The following is a 15,048-nucleotide window of genomic DNA, read 5'->3' on the forward strand; positions in this document are numbered from 1 at the left end:
TCGCTGATATTTAGGAGGCTCTTTCCGGAATGCAATGCGCGACGAAGCGCCGGACGGCCCGCCAGGCCTCCGGAGTGAACTGCTCGGATGGCGAGGCCATTGCCCCGGTGCGGGTCGTCCGCAAACAAAATGAGGCAAGGGCCTCGCCATCGCGCCGGCATTTTGGGCAGGTTCGGACCAGGTACGCTGTATCGCAAGCGCAGCTGCCGGGTTTCCCCTGCCGGATCGGACGACTCCGATCCCACCGGCATCCCCGCACACGACCGTTCGTCGCGACCGCGCAGTATTGTGCGGGAATGCAACGAGTATGGCGCAGGCCCTGGCGGGCGGGGATAAGTTTTTCGCGCCGCAGTGCCGCGCAACGCAATCTTCACGCGATCATGCCTATCTGCTACTGAGCCGCCGTATCTCCGGAGACCGCCATGCGTACCGCCACCATCGCCCGCAAGACCAACGAGACCGAGATTTCCGTCTCGATCAATCTCGACGGGTCAGGCGCGCACAGCATGAAATCGGGCGTCGGCTTCTTCGATCACATGCTGGATCAGCTCAGCCGCCATTCGCTCATCGACATGGACGTGACCTGCAAGGGCGACCTGCATATCGACTTCCACCACACGGTGGAGGATGTGGGTATCGCGCTGGGCCAGGCCATCAAGCAGGCTTTGGGGGACAAGAAGGGCATCCGCCGCTACGCCTCCTGCGACCTACCGATGGACGGCACGTTGACGCGGGCTGCGCTGGATGTGTCCGGCCGCGCGTTTCTTGTGTTCAAGGCGGAGTTCAGCCAGAACAAGATCGGCGAGATCGACACCGAGCTGTTCCGAGAATTCTTCCAGGCGCTGGCCATCAATGCCGGCATCACGCTGCATATCGAGAACTTCTACTTCGACAACAACCACCATCTGGCCGAGTCGATGTTCAAGGCGGTGGCGCGGGCTTTGCGCGAGGCCGTCGAGATCGATCCGCGTGTTGGTGATCGGGTGCCCAGCACCAAGGGTACGCTGTAGGTTTCGTGGCACGCCCTCGTGGTTCGAGGGTCGCTACGCTCCCACCTCACCATGAGGGCTGTTGAGACACCGAGCAAAGAGTAGCCCTCATGGTGAGGTGCGCTTCTTCAGCGCCTCGAACCACGAGGGCGTGGCACTGCCCTTCCACCCGCGCCAAAATTCCTCTAAGTCCTGCCTCAACTCGGTCCGCACCGGCAAGGAAGCCGCCATGACCCTCTACGCCATTTTTGATCCGAAGCCTGGCAGGCGCGATCTGCCGGCGGTTGTGCCGGAGAAATTCTCCGGCTTCGCCGCGTTGCTGCCGCCGCTGTTCCTGCTGCGACACGGGCTCTGGCTTGAATTGGTGGCGTGGTTGGTCAGCGTCGTGGCGCTAATGGTGCTGTCTGGCTATATCGGCGACGCGGCGACCTTTGCGCTTTACCTGCTCACCGCCATCTGGCTCGGCTTTGCCGCGCCCGGTCTCCGTCGCCATGCCTTGCAATGGCGCGGTTGGAGCCCGCGGGGCGATCGCGTTGCTGCCAGCGCCGATCTGGCGCAACTGGAGGCGCTGCGATGAGTCTGGTCACCATCATCGACTACGGCGCCGGCAATCTGCACTCGGCTGCGAAGGCCTTCGAGCGCATGGCCAATGGGCTGGGCGGTATTACCGTGGAAGTCACCGCCGATCCCGAGCGCGTGCGTATTGCCGACCGCATCATGCTGCCCGGCGTCGGCGCCTTTGCCGATTGCAAGGCCGGGCTCGATGCTGTGCCCGGCATGGTCGATGTGCTCGAAGAGCGCGTCATCCGTGGCGGCGTGCCCTTCCTCGGCGTCTGCGTCGGCATGCAGCTGATGGCGTCCGAGGGTCGCGAGAAGATCGTGACGCCGGGCCTGGGCTGGATCCCCGGCGCGGTGCAGAAAATCACCCCGTCCGATCCGGCGCTGAAAATTCCGCATATGGGCTGGAACACCATTTCAGTGACCAAGCCGCATCCGCTGTTCGAAGGCATCCCGGATGGTCCGGACGGGCTGCACGCTTATTTCGTGCATTCCTACCACCTAGTCACTGAGAGCGCAGATACGCTGCTGGCCACGACGGACTACGGTGGTTCGGTCACCGCCTGCGTTGGCCGCGACAACATGTTCGGCACCCAGTTCCACCCCGAAAAAGCCAGGCGCTGGGGCTGCGGCTGATCGATAATTTCCTGAGGTGGACGCCGTGATCCTGTTTCCCGCCATCGATCTCAAGGACGGCCAGTGCGTGCGGCTCAAGTTGGGCGACATGGATCAGGCCACCGTGTTCAACGACAACCCGGCGGCGCAGGCCAAGGCGTTCGAGGACCAGGGCTTTGAGTATCTGCATGTCGTCGACCTCAACGGCGCCTTTGCCGGCGAGAGCGTCAATGGCGCGGCCGTGGAAGCCATCCTCAAGACGGTGAAGTTTCCGGTGCAGCTGGGCGGTGGCATTCGCACGCTGGACCATATCGAGAGCTGGCTCGACAAGGGGCTGGCCCGTGTCATCCTCGGCACGGTGGCGGTGCGCGATCCGGCGCTGGTTAAGGAGGCCGCCAGGAAATGGCCGGGCCGGGTGGCTGTCGGCACCGATGCCCGCAAGGGCATGGTGGCGGTGGAGGGCTGGGCCGAGACGTCGCAGCTCTCGATCATCGAGCTGGCCAAGCGCTTCGAGGGCGCTGGCGTGGCGGCGATCATCTATACCGATATCGATCGTGATGGCGTGCTGGCTGGCATCAACTGGGATTCGACGCTGGAGCTGGCGCGCTCGACCACGATCCCGGTCATCGCCTCGGGTGGCCTCGCTTCAATGGCCGATATCGAGCGGCTGACACAGCCGGATGCGGCCGTGCTGGAAGGCGCAATTTCCGGTCGCGCGCTCTATGACGGCCGGATTGATTCACGTGAAGCACTCGCCATGCTGAAGGCGGCCGCCTGATGGCAGCTGCGCCGCGCCATGTGATGATCCGCCGAGTTGTCTGGTGGTGGTATCTGGTCCCCATTGTCCCCATCTTGGCTCTGGGCTATGCGGCGCTGACCAATATGCTCCCCTCCTGGGCGCTGCTGGTGGCGCTGTTCGCCTTTTTCATGTGGCTGATGTCGCTGGTTTTCACCGTCTTCCGGACGGTGATGCAGCGGTTCGGAGCCAATAAGGAACCTCGTCAATGACGCTCAAGACCCGCCTCATTCCCTGCCTCGACGTCATGGGCGGCCGTGTGGTCAAGGGCGTGCAGTTCGAAGCGCTGCGCGATGCTGGCGATCCGGTCGAGGCCGCGATGGCCTATGACGCAGCGGGCGCCGACGAGCTGACCTTCCTCGACATCACCGCCAGCCACGAGGGCCGCGACACCATCTTCGATGTGGTGGCGAGGACCGCAGAACATTGCTTCATGCCGGTGACGGTGGGTGGCGGCGTCAAGAGCATCGAGGATATCCGCAAGCTTCTGCTCGCCGGCGCCGACAAGGTGGCGATCAATTCGGCAGCGGTGAACGATCCGGACTTCATTTCGCGAGCGGCCGACAAGTTCGGCAATCAATGCATCGTCGTCTCGGTCGACGCAAAGCAGCGGCTCGACCGGCGCGTGGGTGGCGACAACCGAAGTGAATGGGAAATCTACACCCATGGCGGACGCCGGCCGACGGGTATCGATGCGGTGGAATTTGCCGTGCGGCTGGTCGAGCGCGGTGCCGGCGAATTGCTGGTGACCTCGATGGACCGCGACGGCACCAAATCCGGCTTCGATCTCAAGCTGACGCGTGCGATTGCCGACGCAGTGGAAGTGCCTGTTATCGCCTCGGGCGGCGTCGGTTCGCTGCAGGATCTGGTCGATGGCGTGGTGGAGGGCCATGCAAGTGCCGTGTTGGCGGCGTCGATCTTCCACTTCGGGACGTTCACCATTCCCCAGGCCAAGCAGTATCTGCGTGATCATGGCGTGCCGGTTCGGATGGACCGGGCGGCTTAGGTCGTAGTGACCCGCCGGACGTTTTCTGCTTTAAGCCTGCCCCAAACACCGATGTCACCCTTTCGCCGGAATGACCCCGTGGGTGTGGAAGGACCGCGCATGACCCTCGACGACCTCGAAACCCGCATCGCCACCCGCGCTGCCGCGTCGCCGGATGAGAGCTACACGGCCAAGCTGATTGCCCGCGGCATGGAGAAATGCGCGCAGAAGGTCGGTGAGGAAGCCACCGAGGCCGTCATCGCCGCGGTGACGGGCAACCGGCCCGAGCTGGTCAAGGAGAGCGCCGACCTGCTCTATCACCTGCTGGTCGTGTTGCGGGCTGCCGAGATACCGCTGGCCGAGGTGATGGCCGAGCTCGATGCGCGCACGGCCCAGTCGGGCCTGGCCGAAAAGGCATCGCGGACGGAGCAGACCTGATGGCCAAGCGTCCGCCCGTTCTCGCGCCCTATCATCGGTTCACCAAGAAGCAATGGAGCGCGCTGCGCGCCGACGAGCCGATGACGCTGACGCGCGAAGACGTGTCGCGCCTGCGCACGCTGAGCGATCCGATCTCGCTCGAAGAGGCGGAGGAAATCTACCTGCCGCTGACCCGCCTGCTCAGCTTCTATGTGGAAGCCATCCAGGGCCTGCACAATGTGTCGACGCGTTTCCTCGAAACACCCGACCAGAAGGTGCCCTTCATCATCGGCGTGGCTGGCTCGGTGGCGGTGGGTAAGTCGACGACGGCGCGTATCCTGCAGGCGCTGCTGCAGCGCTGGCCGTCGAGCCCCAAAGTCGATCTCGTCACCACCGACGGGTTCCTCTACCCCAATGCCGTGTTGGCCGAGCGCGGCATCATGGAGCGCAAGGGTTTCCCCGAGAGCTATGACCGCACCCGTTTCGTGCAGTTCCTGTCCGATATCAAATCGGGCAAGGGCGGCGTCAAAGTGCCGGTCTATTCGCACCTGGTCTATGACGTGGTCGAGGGCGGCGAGATCGTCATCGATCGGCCCGACATTCTGATCGTTGAGGGGCTCAACATCCTGCAGCCAGGCGAGCTGCCTAAGACCGGCAAGCCGATCCTCTTCGCCTCCGATTTCATCGACTTCTCGATCTATATCGACGCCGACAATGATGATCTCGAAGACTGGTTCATGGAGCGCTTTTTTCGCCTGCGCGAGACGGCGTTCAAGGACCCGACCTCGTTCTTCCGCCGCTTTGCCGAAATGAGCGAGGCCGAGGCAGGTGAGTTCGGCCGCATGGTGTGGCGGACGATCAACCTGCCCAACCTGCTCGACAATGTGCTGCCAACACGGGGACGAGCCGATCTGATCCTCAAGAAGGGCAAGAGCCATATGATCGAGGATGTGCAGCTGCGGCGGGTTTAGGTAGCACGCCCTCGTGGTTCGAGGCTCGCGAAGAGCTCGCACCTCACCATGAGGGCTACTGATACTCGATCCAACAACAGCCCTCATGGTGAGGTGCGCTTCTTCAGCGCCTCGAACCACGAGGGCGCAGCAGAGGACTAGTAAGTCCCGTGCTGCGGCTGGCTGAGTGTGATCGTGTTACCGTCCTGATCGCGAAACCGTGCCGTTTTGAAGAAGTCGCCCATGGATTTGGCGACCGGCATCAGACCGTGCAGGCTCAGCCGGCCGAGTTCCTCGGCGAGATCGTCGACGATGAGTGTCAGCGTGGAGGCCCCGGCGCGGTCGGCGTCGGTGGCGACATGCACCCAGCCGCCGCCGGGCAGCTTCCATTCGGCGACATCGTTGATCGGGCGTGCGTCGGGCTTGCGGCCGAACAGGCGCTCGTAGAAATCGATGGCATCGTTGATGTCGTCCACCGCGATGCCGGCCAGCGCGTTGGTGATGGTCAAATCGGCGTCCTTGGTTCTGCGCTTTGCGTGAGACCCTATCATGTTGACGGCAATGGGGCAGTGGTGTTGGCGTTTGCCAAAGGCGCTGCTATAGCCGGAACGAACGGGAGAGACGGGCGATGAGCGAACTCAAGGTCGTGGTGGCGGGTGCCGGCGGGCGCATGGGCGCTGCCAATATCCGCGCCGTCGCGGCGCTGTCCGGTCTTGCCTTGCATGGCGCCGTGGTCAATGCACGGACGCTCAAGCTCCACGCGGCGGTCGATCGTCCCGGCACGCCGGCCATCGGGCAGGATGCGGGTCTCTATGCCGGCATCGCCGCGCTGGGTGTCGTGATCTCCGACGATATGGATGCGGCGCTTGAGGGCGCCGATGCGGTGATCGATTTTACCGCGCCGGCAGCCAGCGTGGCCCTCGCCGCCAAGGCCGCGAGCCTGGGGCTGGTACATGTCATCGGCACGACCGGCTGCTCGGAGGCCGATGATGCGGCCATCGCGACCGCGGCCGGCAATGGCGCTATCGTCGTCAAGTCGGGCAACTTCTCGATGGGCGTCAACGTGCTGGCCAGCCTTGTCAGGAAGGCCGCTTCGGTGTTGGCTGAGTACGACATCGAAATCGTCGAGATGCATCACAACAAGAAGGTCGACGCGCCCAGTGGCACCGCTCTGCTACTCGGCGAGGCTGCCGCCGCCGGACGGCAGATTGCGTTGCGCGATCACTCTGTGCGGGTGCGCGATGGCCATACCGGGCCGCGCGAGGCCGGTACGATTGGCTTTGCCACCCTGCGCGGCGGTACGGTGGTCGGGGACCACCAGGTGATCCTGGCCGGCCCGTCCGAGCGGATCGAGCTCAATCACCGGGCCGAAGACCGCACCATCTTTGCCAACGGCGCCGCGCGCGCCGCCCTCTGGGCCGCCGACCAGGCGCCCGGGCTGTATTCGATGAACGACGTTCTCGGCCTCAACTAAAGGACCCAATGATGACCGGCACCCTGATCCTCGTGCGCCACGGCCAAAGCGAGTGGAACCTCAAGAACCTCTTCACCGGCTGGCGCAACCCCAACCTCACCGACCAGGGTATCGAAGAAGCCCGCGCCACCGGCAAGGCGCTCAAGACCGCCGGCATCGTGCCCGATCTCTACTACACCTCGGCCCTGCGCCGGGCCCAGCATACGCTCGACCTGATGCTGGAGGAGATGGGTATCCTCAACGTGACGATCACCAGGAACATCGCCCTCAACGAGCGCGACTATGGCGATCTCAGTGGCCTCAACAAGGACGACGCCCGCGCCAAATGGGGCGAGGAACAGGTGCTGATCTGGCGCCGGTCGTTCGACGTGCCCCCGCCGGGCGGTGAAAGCCTCAAGGACACGGCCGCGCGCACCCTGCCCTATTACGACGCCGAGATCGTGCCGCTGCTGCAGGCCGGCAAGACGGTGCTGGTGGCGGCGCATGGCAATTCGCTGCGCGCCATGGTGATGGCGATCGAGGGCCTGACGCCGGATGAAATACTGAAGCGCGAAATCGGGACCGGGCAGCCGACCGTGTACCGGATTGGCCCGGATGGGAAGCTGGTGGAGCGGGTGGAGCTTTAGGCTTCGGCGCTCGTTGCCCCACCCCCACCTATCCTCCCCCTGAAGGGGGAGGGACCGCGCGGTGGTCGTGGCACGATTATGCCAGATGCTCGATCAGTCCCTCCCCCTTCAGGGGGAGGTTAGGTGGGGGCGCTTGCCCACCGATTCACTTGAAACTAATGCGCTGCCGAGATGACCCCGGCTTCCCAGCCCAGGATGGCCCGCTTGCGTGGGACGCCCCAGTGGTAACCGGTCAGGGCGCCTGAGGTTCCCACGACGCGGTGGCAGGGCACGACGAAGCTGATCGGGTTCTTGCCCACGGCGGCGCCGACGGCGCGGGCGGCGGTGGGTTTGCCGATATGGTTGGCGACGCTTTGGTAAGTCGTGGCCTTGCCGCAGGGAATCTTCAGCAGCGTTTCCCATACCTTGACCTCGAAATCGGTACCGATCAGTACGACCCGCACCGGTCGATCCGGCGACCAGCGGCTGGGTTCGAAGGCCTCGGCCACCATCGGGGCGATGCGGGCGTCGTCACGGACAAACCGGGCATTGGGCCAGCGGTTGGCCAAATCCTCGAAGGCCTGCTCGATCGTGGTTTCCTCGTCGGCAAAGCCGAGGCCGGACATGCCATATTCGGTGGCGGTGACCACGGCCATGCCGAAGGGCGACGGCGCAGCACCCCAGATCATGTCGAGCCCTTCGCCACCGGCCCGAAATACGCCGGGCGGCATGGCTTCGTAGGTGACGAACAGGTCATGCAGCCGCGAGGTCGAGCTGAGGCCGACTTCATAGGTGGTGTCGAGCACGCTTTCCTTGGCGCGAAGCAGGCTCTTGGCATGGTCGAGCGCCACGGCCTGGGCGAAGCTTTTGGGGCTGAGGCCGCACCAGCGGCGGAAGAGATCGGTCAACTGCCGCTCGGTCAGGCCAAGCGAGCGCGCGAAGCGCGGCAGGTCCGATTCGTCGGGGCCGTTCTCGCTGAGATAGCGGATAGCCGCGCGGATCGTGTCGTAATCCGTCGCCGTGCTCATAGGGATCATCTGGTTCATCGCAACACCCGCCGCGTCATGCATCTGTTGGGTGTCTATCTATGAATTGGGTCGGGGCAAGGCGACCCGGTTTTGACTAGGCGGCACGGGCCTTGCGCAAGGCGGTCCCGAGGGCCTTGGCGAAGCTCGACTTGTCGTCGGCAGCGAGGAACGCGCCGACTTCGAGCTCGTCCTTGCCGTTGCGCAGGCGGATAGTAGTGGTCTTCTCGTCCGCGTCACGATCGAGCTGCAGGCGAACCGTCCTTGGGTCGAAGCGGCGCAGCACCTTGGTGCCCTTGGCATTGGTGGCTGTCCATTCGATCTGGTCGGACCAGACGGTGATCTGCTCGCGTCGCCGACCCGTCCGTAGCGACAGGAACAGCGTCAGGCCGATGGCGACGATATCGGCCAGCATCAGGCCGATGACAGGCAGCCAAGGCAGTTCGGCCACCACGGCCAGGCCGGGCAGAACGGCCAGGGATGTGCCAAGGCCGAACAACAGCATGCCACCGCGCTTGCCGAGCGAGCGGTGTGGCGTGAGTTGGGCCGAAAACAGCGGCGTCGTGGTTGTGGCTTGCATTGGCATGGCGAACTCTTCGACACTGACTATAGGCGCAGAATCAGGGTCGAGAGAATGGCTGTGGCGAAAAAAGTGAAGACCCTGCCCAAGGCGGATATCGAGGCGATCTTCGCCCGCTTCCACGAGATCGAACCGGAGCCCAAGGGCGAACTCGATTATGTCAACGCCTTTACGCTGCTGGTGGCGGTGGTGCTGTCGGCGCAGGCGACTGATGCCGGCGTCAACAAGGCGACCAAGCGTTTGTTCGAACTGGCGCCCTCCCCTCCGGCCATGGTGGCTCTGGGGGTCGAGCAGATCACCGACCTGATCAAGACGATCGGTCTCTATCGCGGCAAAGCCAGGAACGTGTTTGCCCTCAGCCAGATGCTGATCGACCTGCATGGCGGCGAGGTGCCCGAGGATCGCGAAGCGCTGGAGGCCCTGCCCGGTGTCGGCCGCAAGACGGCCAATGTGGTGCTGAACATCTGGTTCAAGCAACCGACGATTGCCGTCGACACGCATCTGTTCCGGGTCGGCAACCGCACGGGCATGGCGCCGGGTGCCAATCCGCTGGCAGTGGAACAGACGCTGCTCAAGGTGATCCCCCAGCCATATATGCTGCACGCCCATCACTGGCTGATCCTGCACGGGCGCTATGTCTGCAAGGCCCGGAAGCCTGAATGCTGGCGTTGCGCGATCGCAGAATGGTGCAGGTTCGAGCCGAAGACGCCGTTGCCGAAGGGGGTCTAGCTTCCATAGCCGCGCGCCATGGCGGCGGCGAAGATGGGGATGAAGAGCAGGATGGCGGCTTGCAGGTGGATGAAGCGTCGGTTCGTCGCGATTTCGGCGGCCGGGATTTCGTAACTGCCATCTGCAGCTGCCGCCTTGAGCCAGCGCCGGAACGCCAGGGTCGGTGGTACGGTGAGCAGGCCCATGATCAGGAAGGCGCCCATCTTGCCCCAGAACATGTGGTTGCCGACGTAATACTGCCAGCCGGCGGCGCCGAAGATGACGCGGACAATACCGACCACGATGACGAGGCCTGCCACCGCACCATAGGCAGCGTCGATTTGTGTCAGTTGCTTTATGCGTGGACCGGCAAGGCCGGGCCGCAACATGGCGAATTCGGCAGCGAACAGGCCCACCAGCGCGAAGACGGCCAGGTGGTGGGCCGAGGCGAGAATCAGGTCGATATCCATTTGGAACCCTCAACGCTCCATGTTATCAGTGCTTACATATATCGGACCATATGTGATCAATGTCAACATCGTCGAATTCCCCCTATCACCACGGTGACCTGCGTCGTGCGCTGCTCGAAGCGGCGCTGGTCATTCTGGAACGCGAGGGCGAGGCCGGGCTCGGCCTGCGCGACCTGGCGCGGGCGGTTGGTGTGTCGGCTGCGGCGCCGTATCGGCATTTCGACAGCCGGGCAGCCTTGCTCGAAGCGCTGGCTGTCACCGGATTTCAGCGCTTCACGGTGGCGATGGAGGCTGTGGCGGCAAGCGAACCGCCTGACGTGCTCTCCGCCATGGGCAAGACCTATGTGCTGTTCGCGCTCAATAATGCCGCCTTGTTCCGCCTGATGTTTTCCCCAGCGGTGCGGCGCGACAACCGGCCCGGACTGCGCATGGCCGCCGAGGTCGCCTTCCAGACGTTGAGGCATGTTTCGGGTGGCGACACCCGCACTGGTCGCATTGCAGCTCTGGCGGCCTGGGCTCGCGTTCATGGGTTGGCCGTGCTGCTGCTGGATGGTCAGATCGCCATCCAGGCCGGCGAAGATATCGAGGCGCTGATCAGCGAGATCATCGAGCGGCACTAATCCAGCGCCGCGCGGGTCTCTGCCAATGCCAGCACGGTCGCATCGGTCGGCCTGAATTCGAGCCCGGCATAGCCGGTATAGCCATTGGCCACGAGCCAATCGAGGCTGGCCTTGAGCGGCAGCTGGCCGGTGCCCGGCTGGTTGCGGCCGGGATGGTCGGCGATATGGATATGGGCGATGCGGTCGACACGGCCCTGCGTCACGGCAGGCACGCCCTCGCCCATGACCATGGAATGATAGAGGTCGTAGAGCAGTGCGATCTCAGGCCGGTTGACGGCGTCGATGATGTCGAGGCCTTCACTCGTCTGGTGCAGGTAATAGCCCTGGTGGTCGACCAGCGTGTTGAGCGGTTCCAGCGCCAGGCGCACGCCCGAGCCCTTGAGCACGTCGGCCGAGCGCGCCATGGCCTCCACCAATGCGTCATGCTGCTGCTGGCGGGGTATGCCCACGAGCTCCGGCCCGGCCTGGGCGATCATCACCTTGGTGCCGAGGCGCTGGGCGACCTCGAGGCTTTTGGCCAGGCCGTCGAGAAAGCGATCGTGATCAGTGATGCGGGTCAGTTCAGCGAAGGGCTCGGCGACGATGCCGGCCAGCGGCAAGCCGGTTTCGTTGAGCGCGTCCTCGATGGCGTTGAGATCCTTGTTGGACCAGAGCCAGAATTCCACCGCATCCATGCAGGCCGCCTTGGCGAGGCGGATGCGCTGCGCGACGTCAGCCGTCTCGCGCGTGAACAGCATGTCGATGCAGGCAGAATAGCGGGTCATGCGAACCTGGTTCCGGTGTTCATTTCGCTGAGGATGGCACGGGCGGCAGCGGCAGGGTCGGCCGCTTCGATGATCGGACGGGCAACCACAAGGTGGCTGGCGCCTGCAGCCAGCGCTTCGGCCGGGCCCATGATCCGCTTCTGGTCGCCGCTCGCGCTACCGGCTGGGCGGATGCCGGGCGTGACGATAGCCATATGTGAGCCGATGATGGTGCGCACCATTGTGGCCTCATGCGGCGAGCTGACCAGACCACCGATCCCGGCATCGCGCGCCTGCTGCGCCCGCAGGGCGACGAGGCCCGCCGTATCGCGGGCAAAGCCGGCTTCGGCCACGTCGGCATCGTCCATCGAGGTGAGGACCGATACGCCCAGCACGCAGAGTTCGGAGCCGGCGGCGCCGCGCACAGCGGCGCGCATGCATTGCGGATAGGCGTGGACGGTCAGCATGGTAGCGCCAGTCTCGGCGATGGCCGCGACGCCCTTTTCAACTGTGTTGTCGATGTCGAGCAGCTTGAGATCGAAGAACACCTTCTTGCCCGCCTTGAGCAATTCCTTGCCCAGCGCGAAGCCATCGGCGCCGTAGAAGCACTGGTAGCCGATCTTGAAGAAATCCACCTGCCCATCGAGTAAGGTCACGATCTCCTCGGCGCGAGCGCGTGACGAAACGTCGAGGCCCACGATTAACTGGCCAGCCATTGAGTCTTCCTCCGATGTCGATGTTGGGCTGGGACTAGAGCAATTTTGGCTGCGCCGCAACCTTAGCCAAACCAGCCCGGCGCGAATTGCTCCATCGCCGTCCACTCGCAGAGCAGCTTTCCGGCCGCCAGATCGAAGACGAAACAATTGCCGCCGCCGCGGTCGGCGTGGCGGCTTTGGTCTTCGCTGCGGGAGATTGGCCGGCCGGCGACATGGCATTTGAGCAGCGTTCCGACGGCGCCGTGGCCGCAGAATATGGCGGGTGTACCGTGCGGCACACTGGCCAGGGCGGTGGTCACGGTATCCACGATCCGCGCCTGTGCATCGACGGCGCGCTCCCAGCCATCGACGCTTTGCTCCGGTTCGGCGAAGAAGCGGTCTGCGGTGGCCTCGAACAATTCCGGCGGCAGGAAGCCGGTGGCGCTGCGATCGTTCTCGCCCATCAGGTGATCGGCCAGCACGAGCGTGCCGGTGACCTTGGCCAGGATGTCGGCCAGCTCCATGGCCTTGGTTTCGCGGCTGGAAAAGATCATCGCGCCCTTGGGTACGACGCCGGAGGCGGCGAAGGCCTCGGCGCGCTGACGACCGAGTTCGGTAAGACCCCAGAGCGGCACCGGTACGTTGGCGTCCATCCTGACTTGCGGGTGGGTCACGTACAGGGCGCGCATCGCGACTATCCCCGGGTGATATGAGTGAGGTCATGCACCATGGCGTCGACCTTGCGAATGATTGCCGGTTCGATGAAATCGCCCTTCTCGTCGAAGACTTCGGCATCGGGGCCGATGCCAAGCAATCCGGGAACGACGAGCCCGCCCACCTTGCTCAGCGATTCGCGCAGGTGGCTCAGGGCCCAGGTCGTGCCGTATTTTCCTGAGCTGACGCCGCCAATGCCGATAACAGGGTGACGGAAGGGGCTGGGCTTCTGCCGGCTGATCCAGGCCAGGGCGTTGACCAGCAGCGGCGGCAGGCCGCCATTATATTCGGGCGTGGCGATGAAGACGATATCATGCGTGCGCCACAGTTCGGCCAGCCGGCCGGCGGCCTCTGGCACGTTGTCCGGCTCAAGATCCTCGTTGAAGATCGGCATGGGGAAATCGCCGAGGTCGATGGCGTTTACTGTGACACCGGCCGCTTCGAGCTTGCGGCCCATATGGGCCTGCAGCATGCGATTGACGGAGCCTTTGCGGATGGAGCCGGAAAGCGTGAGGGCGGTGGGCATGGGAAGTCCTGTTGTTTCAACGGACTGTGCCCCGGTCGCACGACGTTCGCAAGACGCGGCTTAATTCGTTCCGGCAATCCGATACACACACTCGATCGTCACCCTCGGGCTCGACCCGAGGGCGTTGTACTTAACGGACGTCCTAAAAGTGTAGAGCCCTCGGGTCAGGCCCGAGGGTGACGGCTGGTGGGGTGCGGAGCGTTCGTGCCATTCGGGCGTAGCCCTTATGGCCTTGAGCGCTAAAATCGCTCCACTGGAGCGATTTTTCTACGCGCTCAAGCCTCGAACATCTTCTTGATCTTGTCGAAAAAGCCGTCCGATGTCGGGTTGGTCTCGCCCGTCGTGATGCGCTGGAACTCTTCCAGCAGCTCGCGCTGGCGGCGGCTCAGGGCCTGTGGCGTTTCGATGTCGAGCTGGACATAGAGATCGCCGACATCCTTGGAGCGCAGGACGGGCATGCCCTTGCCCTTGAGTCGGACACGCTGGCCCGGCTGGGTGCCGGCGGCGACCTTCACCTTGGCGCGGGCATTGTCGAGCGTCGGCACCTCGAACTCGCCGCCGAGCGCCGCTGTCGTCATGGCAATGGGCACGCGGGCATAGAGATCGGCGCCGTCGCGCTGGAACAGGTCGTGCGGCTTGATCGAGATGAAGATATAGAGATCGCCCGGCGGGCCACCGCGGAGGCCTGCCTCGCCTTCATTGGCGAGCCGAATACGGGTGCCGTCTTCGATGCCCTTGGGAATATCGACCGAGAGCTTGCGGTTTTCCTGGCGCCGACCCTGGCCACCGCAATCGGTGCAGGGCTGGTCCATCATCTGGCCGCGGCCCTGGCAGACCGGGCAGGTGCGCTCGATGGTGAAGAAGCCCTGGGCGGCGCGCACCTTGCCGTGTCCGTTGCACTGGCGGCAGGTATGGGTGCCGGTGCCGGGTTTGGCGCCCGCGCCATCGCAAGTCGTACAGCCGACCAAAGTCGGCACGTCGATCTCGACGGTGCGGCCCTCGAAGCTCTCTTCAAGACTGATTTCAAGATTGTAGCGCAGATCGGCGCCGCGCAGCTTGGCGGCACCGCCGCCGCCGCGACCACGGCCACCCATGAAATCGCCGAAAATGTCCTCGAAGATATCGGACATTGAGGAGTTGAAGTCATTGCCGAAGCCACCGGAACCAGGGCGACCCCCGCCATTCTCGAAGGCGGCATGGCCGAAACGGTCGTAGGCGGCGCGCTTCTGGCCGTCCTTGAGCGTTTCGTAGGCCTCGCTCAGTTCCTTGAACTTGTTCTCGGCCTCGGTGTTGCCGTGGTTACGGTCGGGATGGTGCTGCATGGCGAGCTTGCGATAAGCGCTCTTGAGCGCCGCATCGTCGGCGTCCTTTTGTACGCCGAGCACCTCGTAGAAATCGCGTTTCGCCAAAAGAAAGTCTCCAAATGCCGCGAGTCGCGTGTGGCGCGCCTCGCCAAAACCTAGCCCCTAGATGGCAATCGACCCCACGCCCCGCAAGGGGTCTGGGGTCGTAAGAACCGAAACCATTGGCCGCTCATGTAGCAAGAGCAGGCGTCAGCTTCAATATTGCTGTTGGCAG

20 protein-coding genes and 1 pseudogene are annotated in these 15,048 nt (G+C 64.1%); 12 read left to right on the forward strand and 9 right to left on the reverse strand.

Features of this window, described 5'->3' with window-relative positions:
- The first annotated feature begins 422 nt into the window (after positions 1–422).
- The 8 genes and pseudogenes from hisB (at position 423) to coaA (ending at position 5,331) form a co-directional block, all read left to right on the forward strand.
- Positions 423–1,010 (forward strand): imidazoleglycerol-phosphate dehydratase HisB, encoded by a 588-nt coding sequence (hisB, locus tag IM737_RS12980; RefSeq protein WP_236894368.1) that lies wholly within the window; start codon positions 423–425, stop codon positions 1,008–1,010.
- Between the two features lie 208 nt (positions 1,011–1,218).
- Positions 1,219–1,566: a DUF2628 domain-containing protein gene (locus IM737_RS12985; RefSeq protein WP_236894370.1), complete on the forward strand. Its 348-nt coding sequence runs from the start codon at positions 1,219–1,221 to the stop codon at positions 1,564–1,566.
- A pseudogene (gene hisH / locus IM737_RS12990) lies at positions 1,563–2,212 on the forward strand (imidazole glycerol phosphate synthase subunit HisH). Before IM737_RS12985 ends, hisH begins: the two are co-directional and overlap by 4 nt.
- Positions 2,209–2,940, forward strand: coding sequence for a 1-(5-phosphoribosyl)-5-[(5-phosphoribosylamino)methylideneamino]imidazole-4-carboxamide isomerase (gene hisA / locus IM737_RS12995; protein WP_236894371.1), 732 nt, complete (start codon positions 2,209–2,211; stop codon positions 2,938–2,940). Before hisH ends, hisA begins: the two are co-directional and overlap by 4 nt.
- Positions 2,940–3,170 carry a hypothetical protein gene (locus tag IM737_RS13000; RefSeq protein WP_236894373.1) on the forward strand — a complete coding sequence of 77 codons (231 nt, stop codon included), beginning with the start codon at positions 2,940–2,942 and terminating at the stop codon, positions 3,168–3,170. The genes hisA and IM737_RS13000 overlap by 1 nt, the downstream gene beginning before the upstream one ends.
- Positions 3,167–3,964: an imidazole glycerol phosphate synthase subunit HisF gene (gene hisF, locus IM737_RS13005; protein WP_236894375.1), complete on the forward strand. Its 798-nt coding sequence runs from the start codon at positions 3,167–3,169 to the stop codon at positions 3,962–3,964. Before IM737_RS13000 ends, hisF begins: the two co-directional genes overlap by 4 nt.
- Positions 3,965–4,063: 99 nt before the next feature.
- Entirely contained in the window at positions 4,064–4,381 is a 318-nt protein-coding gene (locus IM737_RS13010) for a phosphoribosyl-ATP diphosphatase (RefSeq protein WP_236894376.1), read from the forward strand.
- Positions 4,381–5,331: a type I pantothenate kinase gene (gene coaA, locus IM737_RS13015; RefSeq protein WP_236894378.1), complete on the forward strand. Its 951-nt coding sequence runs from the start codon at positions 4,381–4,383 to the stop codon at positions 5,329–5,331. Before IM737_RS13010 ends, coaA begins: the two co-directional genes overlap by 1 nt.
- 137 nt (positions 5,332–5,468) lie before the next feature.
- Here the strand turns inward: coaA and IM737_RS13020 are convergent, their stop codons facing one another.
- The gene (locus tag IM737_RS13020) at positions 5,469–5,819 is read right to left on the reverse strand and encodes a VOC family protein (RefSeq protein WP_236894380.1); all 351 of its coding nucleotides are present in this window, start codon (positions 5,817–5,819) and stop codon (positions 5,469–5,471) included.
- A gap of 119 nt (positions 5,820–5,938) precedes the next feature.
- On the opposite strand from IM737_RS13020, the gene dapB reads away from it, so the two are divergent.
- Both dapB and IM737_RS13030 read left to right on the forward strand, forming a co-directional pair.
- Positions 5,939–6,784 (forward strand): 4-hydroxy-tetrahydrodipicolinate reductase, encoded by an 846-nt coding sequence (gene dapB, locus IM737_RS13025; RefSeq protein ID WP_236894381.1) that lies wholly within the window; start codon positions 5,939–5,941, stop codon positions 6,782–6,784.
- Between the two features lie 8 nt (positions 6,785–6,792).
- A complete protein-coding gene (locus IM737_RS13030) occupies positions 6,793–7,410 on the forward strand; it encodes a 2,3-bisphosphoglycerate-dependent phosphoglycerate mutase (RefSeq protein ID WP_442874129.1) in 618 nt (205 codons plus the stop codon).
- Between the two features lie 155 nt (positions 7,411–7,565).
- Here the strand turns inward: IM737_RS13030 and IM737_RS13035 are convergent, their stop codons facing one another.
- Positions 7,566–8,435 (reverse strand): bifunctional helix-turn-helix domain-containing protein/methylated-DNA--[protein]-cysteine S-methyltransferase, encoded by an 870-nt coding sequence (locus IM737_RS13035; protein WP_236894385.1) that lies wholly within the window; start codon positions 8,433–8,435, stop codon positions 7,566–7,568.
- A gap of 76 nt (positions 8,436–8,511) precedes the next feature.
- Positions 8,512–9,000 (reverse strand): DUF2244 domain-containing protein, encoded by a 489-nt coding sequence (locus tag IM737_RS13040; RefSeq protein WP_236894387.1) that lies wholly within the window; start codon positions 8,998–9,000, stop codon positions 8,512–8,514.
- A 48-nt stretch (positions 9,001–9,048) separates the two neighbouring features.
- Here IM737_RS13040 and nth point away from each other — a divergent pair, with 48 nt between their 5' ends.
- Complete coding sequence (nth, locus tag IM737_RS13045) at positions 9,049–9,723, forward strand: endonuclease III (RefSeq protein ID WP_236894388.1); 675 nt, start codon at positions 9,049–9,051, stop codon at positions 9,721–9,723.
- Here the strand turns inward: nth and IM737_RS13050 are convergent.
- On the reverse strand, positions 9,720–10,172 hold the full coding sequence (locus IM737_RS13050; RefSeq protein ID WP_236894390.1) for a DUF2214 family protein: 453 nt from the start codon (positions 10,170–10,172) through the stop codon (positions 9,720–9,722). The two genes, nth and IM737_RS13050, sit on opposite strands and share 4 nt — an antisense overlap.
- Before the next feature lie 59 nt (positions 10,173–10,231).
- On the opposite strand from IM737_RS13050, the gene IM737_RS13055 reads away from it, so the two are divergent.
- Positions 10,232–10,792: a TetR/AcrR family transcriptional regulator gene (locus tag IM737_RS13055; RefSeq protein ID WP_236894392.1), complete on the forward strand. Its 561-nt coding sequence runs from the start codon at positions 10,232–10,234 to the stop codon at positions 10,790–10,792.
- Here IM737_RS13055 and IM737_RS13060 read toward each other — a convergent pair.
- From IM737_RS13060 to dnaJ, 5 genes are all read right to left on the reverse strand, one after another.
- Positions 10,789–11,556 (reverse strand): TIM barrel protein, encoded by a 768-nt coding sequence (locus IM737_RS13060; RefSeq protein ID WP_236894394.1) that lies wholly within the window; start codon positions 11,554–11,556, stop codon positions 10,789–10,791. The genes IM737_RS13055 and IM737_RS13060 overlap by 4 nt on opposite strands.
- A complete protein-coding gene (gene pyrF / locus IM737_RS13065; protein WP_236894396.1) occupies positions 11,553–12,251 on the reverse strand; it encodes an orotidine-5'-phosphate decarboxylase in 699 nt (232 codons plus the stop codon). The genes IM737_RS13060 and pyrF overlap by 4 nt, the downstream gene beginning before the upstream one ends.
- Positions 12,252–12,313: 62 nt before the next feature.
- Complete coding sequence (locus IM737_RS13070; protein ID WP_236894397.1) at positions 12,314–12,919, reverse strand: histidine phosphatase family protein; 606 nt, start codon at positions 12,917–12,919, stop codon at positions 12,314–12,316.
- A gap of 5 nt (positions 12,920–12,924) precedes the next feature.
- Complete coding sequence (locus IM737_RS13075) at positions 12,925–13,470, reverse strand: NADPH-dependent FMN reductase (protein WP_236894399.1); 546 nt, start codon at positions 13,468–13,470, stop codon at positions 12,925–12,927.
- Positions 13,471–13,745: 275 nt separating this feature from the next.
- Positions 13,746–14,879: a molecular chaperone DnaJ gene (gene dnaJ, locus IM737_RS13080; RefSeq protein ID WP_236894400.1), complete on the reverse strand. Its 1,134-nt coding sequence runs from the start codon at positions 14,877–14,879 to the stop codon at positions 13,746–13,748.
- Between the last annotated feature and the right edge of the window lie 169 nt (positions 14,880–15,048).

It is taken from the genome of Devosia sp. SL43 (genome assembly GCF_021729885.1).
Classification (GTDB): Bacteria; Pseudomonadota; Alphaproteobacteria; order Rhizobiales; family Devosiaceae; genus Devosia.

Excerpts from the sequence above, each read along its gene's own strand:
- IM737_RS13030 (WP_442874129.1), top strand. The coding sequence starts at position 6,793 with ATGATGACCGGCACCCTGATCCTCGTGCGCCACGGCCAAAGCGAGTGG.
- IM737_RS13000 (WP_236894373.1), top strand. The coding sequence starts at position 2,940 with ATGGCAGCTGCGCCGCGCCATGTGATGATCCGCCGAGTTGTCTGGTGG.
- nth (WP_236894388.1), top strand. The coding sequence starts at position 9,049 with ATGGCTGTGGCGAAAAAAGTGAAGACCCTGCCCAAGGCGGATATCGAG.
- coaA (WP_236894378.1), top strand. The coding sequence starts at position 4,381 with ATGGCCAAGCGTCCGCCCGTTCTCGCGCCCTATCATCGGTTCACCAAG.
- dapB (WP_236894381.1), top strand. The coding sequence starts at position 5,939 with ATGAGCGAACTCAAGGTCGTGGTGGCGGGTGCCGGCGGGCGCATGGGC.
- pyrF (WP_236894396.1), bottom strand. The coding sequence starts at position 12,251 with ATGGCTGGCCAGTTAATCGTGGGCCTCGACGTTTCGTCACGCGCTCGC.
- IM737_RS13010 (WP_236894376.1), top strand. The coding sequence starts at position 4,064 with ATGACCCTCGACGACCTCGAAACCCGCATCGCCACCCGCGCTGCCGCG.
- hisB (WP_236894368.1), top strand. The coding sequence starts at position 423 with ATGCGTACCGCCACCATCGCCCGCAAGACCAACGAGACCGAGATTTCC.
- IM737_RS13060 (WP_236894394.1), bottom strand. The coding sequence starts at position 11,556 with ATGACCCGCTATTCTGCCTGCATCGACATGCTGTTCACGCGCGAGACG.
- IM737_RS13040 (WP_236894387.1), bottom strand. The coding sequence starts at position 9,000 with ATGCCAATGCAAGCCACAACCACGACGCCGCTGTTTTCGGCCCAACTC.
- IM737_RS13055 (WP_236894392.1), top strand. The coding sequence starts at position 10,232 with ATGTCAACATCGTCGAATTCCCCCTATCACCACGGTGACCTGCGTCGT.
- IM737_RS12985 (WP_236894370.1), top strand. The coding sequence starts at position 1,219 with ATGACCCTCTACGCCATTTTTGATCCGAAGCCTGGCAGGCGCGATCTG.
- hisF (WP_236894375.1), top strand. The coding sequence starts at position 3,167 with ATGACGCTCAAGACCCGCCTCATTCCCTGCCTCGACGTCATGGGCGGC.
- IM737_RS13070 (WP_236894397.1), bottom strand. The coding sequence starts at position 12,919 with ATGCGCGCCCTGTACGTGACCCACCCGCAAGTCAGGATGGACGCCAAC.
- IM737_RS13035 (WP_236894385.1), bottom strand. The coding sequence starts at position 8,435 with ATGAACCAGATGATCCCTATGAGCACGGCGACGGATTACGACACGATC.
- IM737_RS13075 (WP_236894399.1), bottom strand. The coding sequence starts at position 13,470 with ATGCCCACCGCCCTCACGCTTTCCGGCTCCATCCGCAAAGGCTCCGTC.
- IM737_RS13050 (WP_236894390.1), bottom strand. The coding sequence starts at position 10,172 with ATGGATATCGACCTGATTCTCGCCTCGGCCCACCACCTGGCCGTCTTC.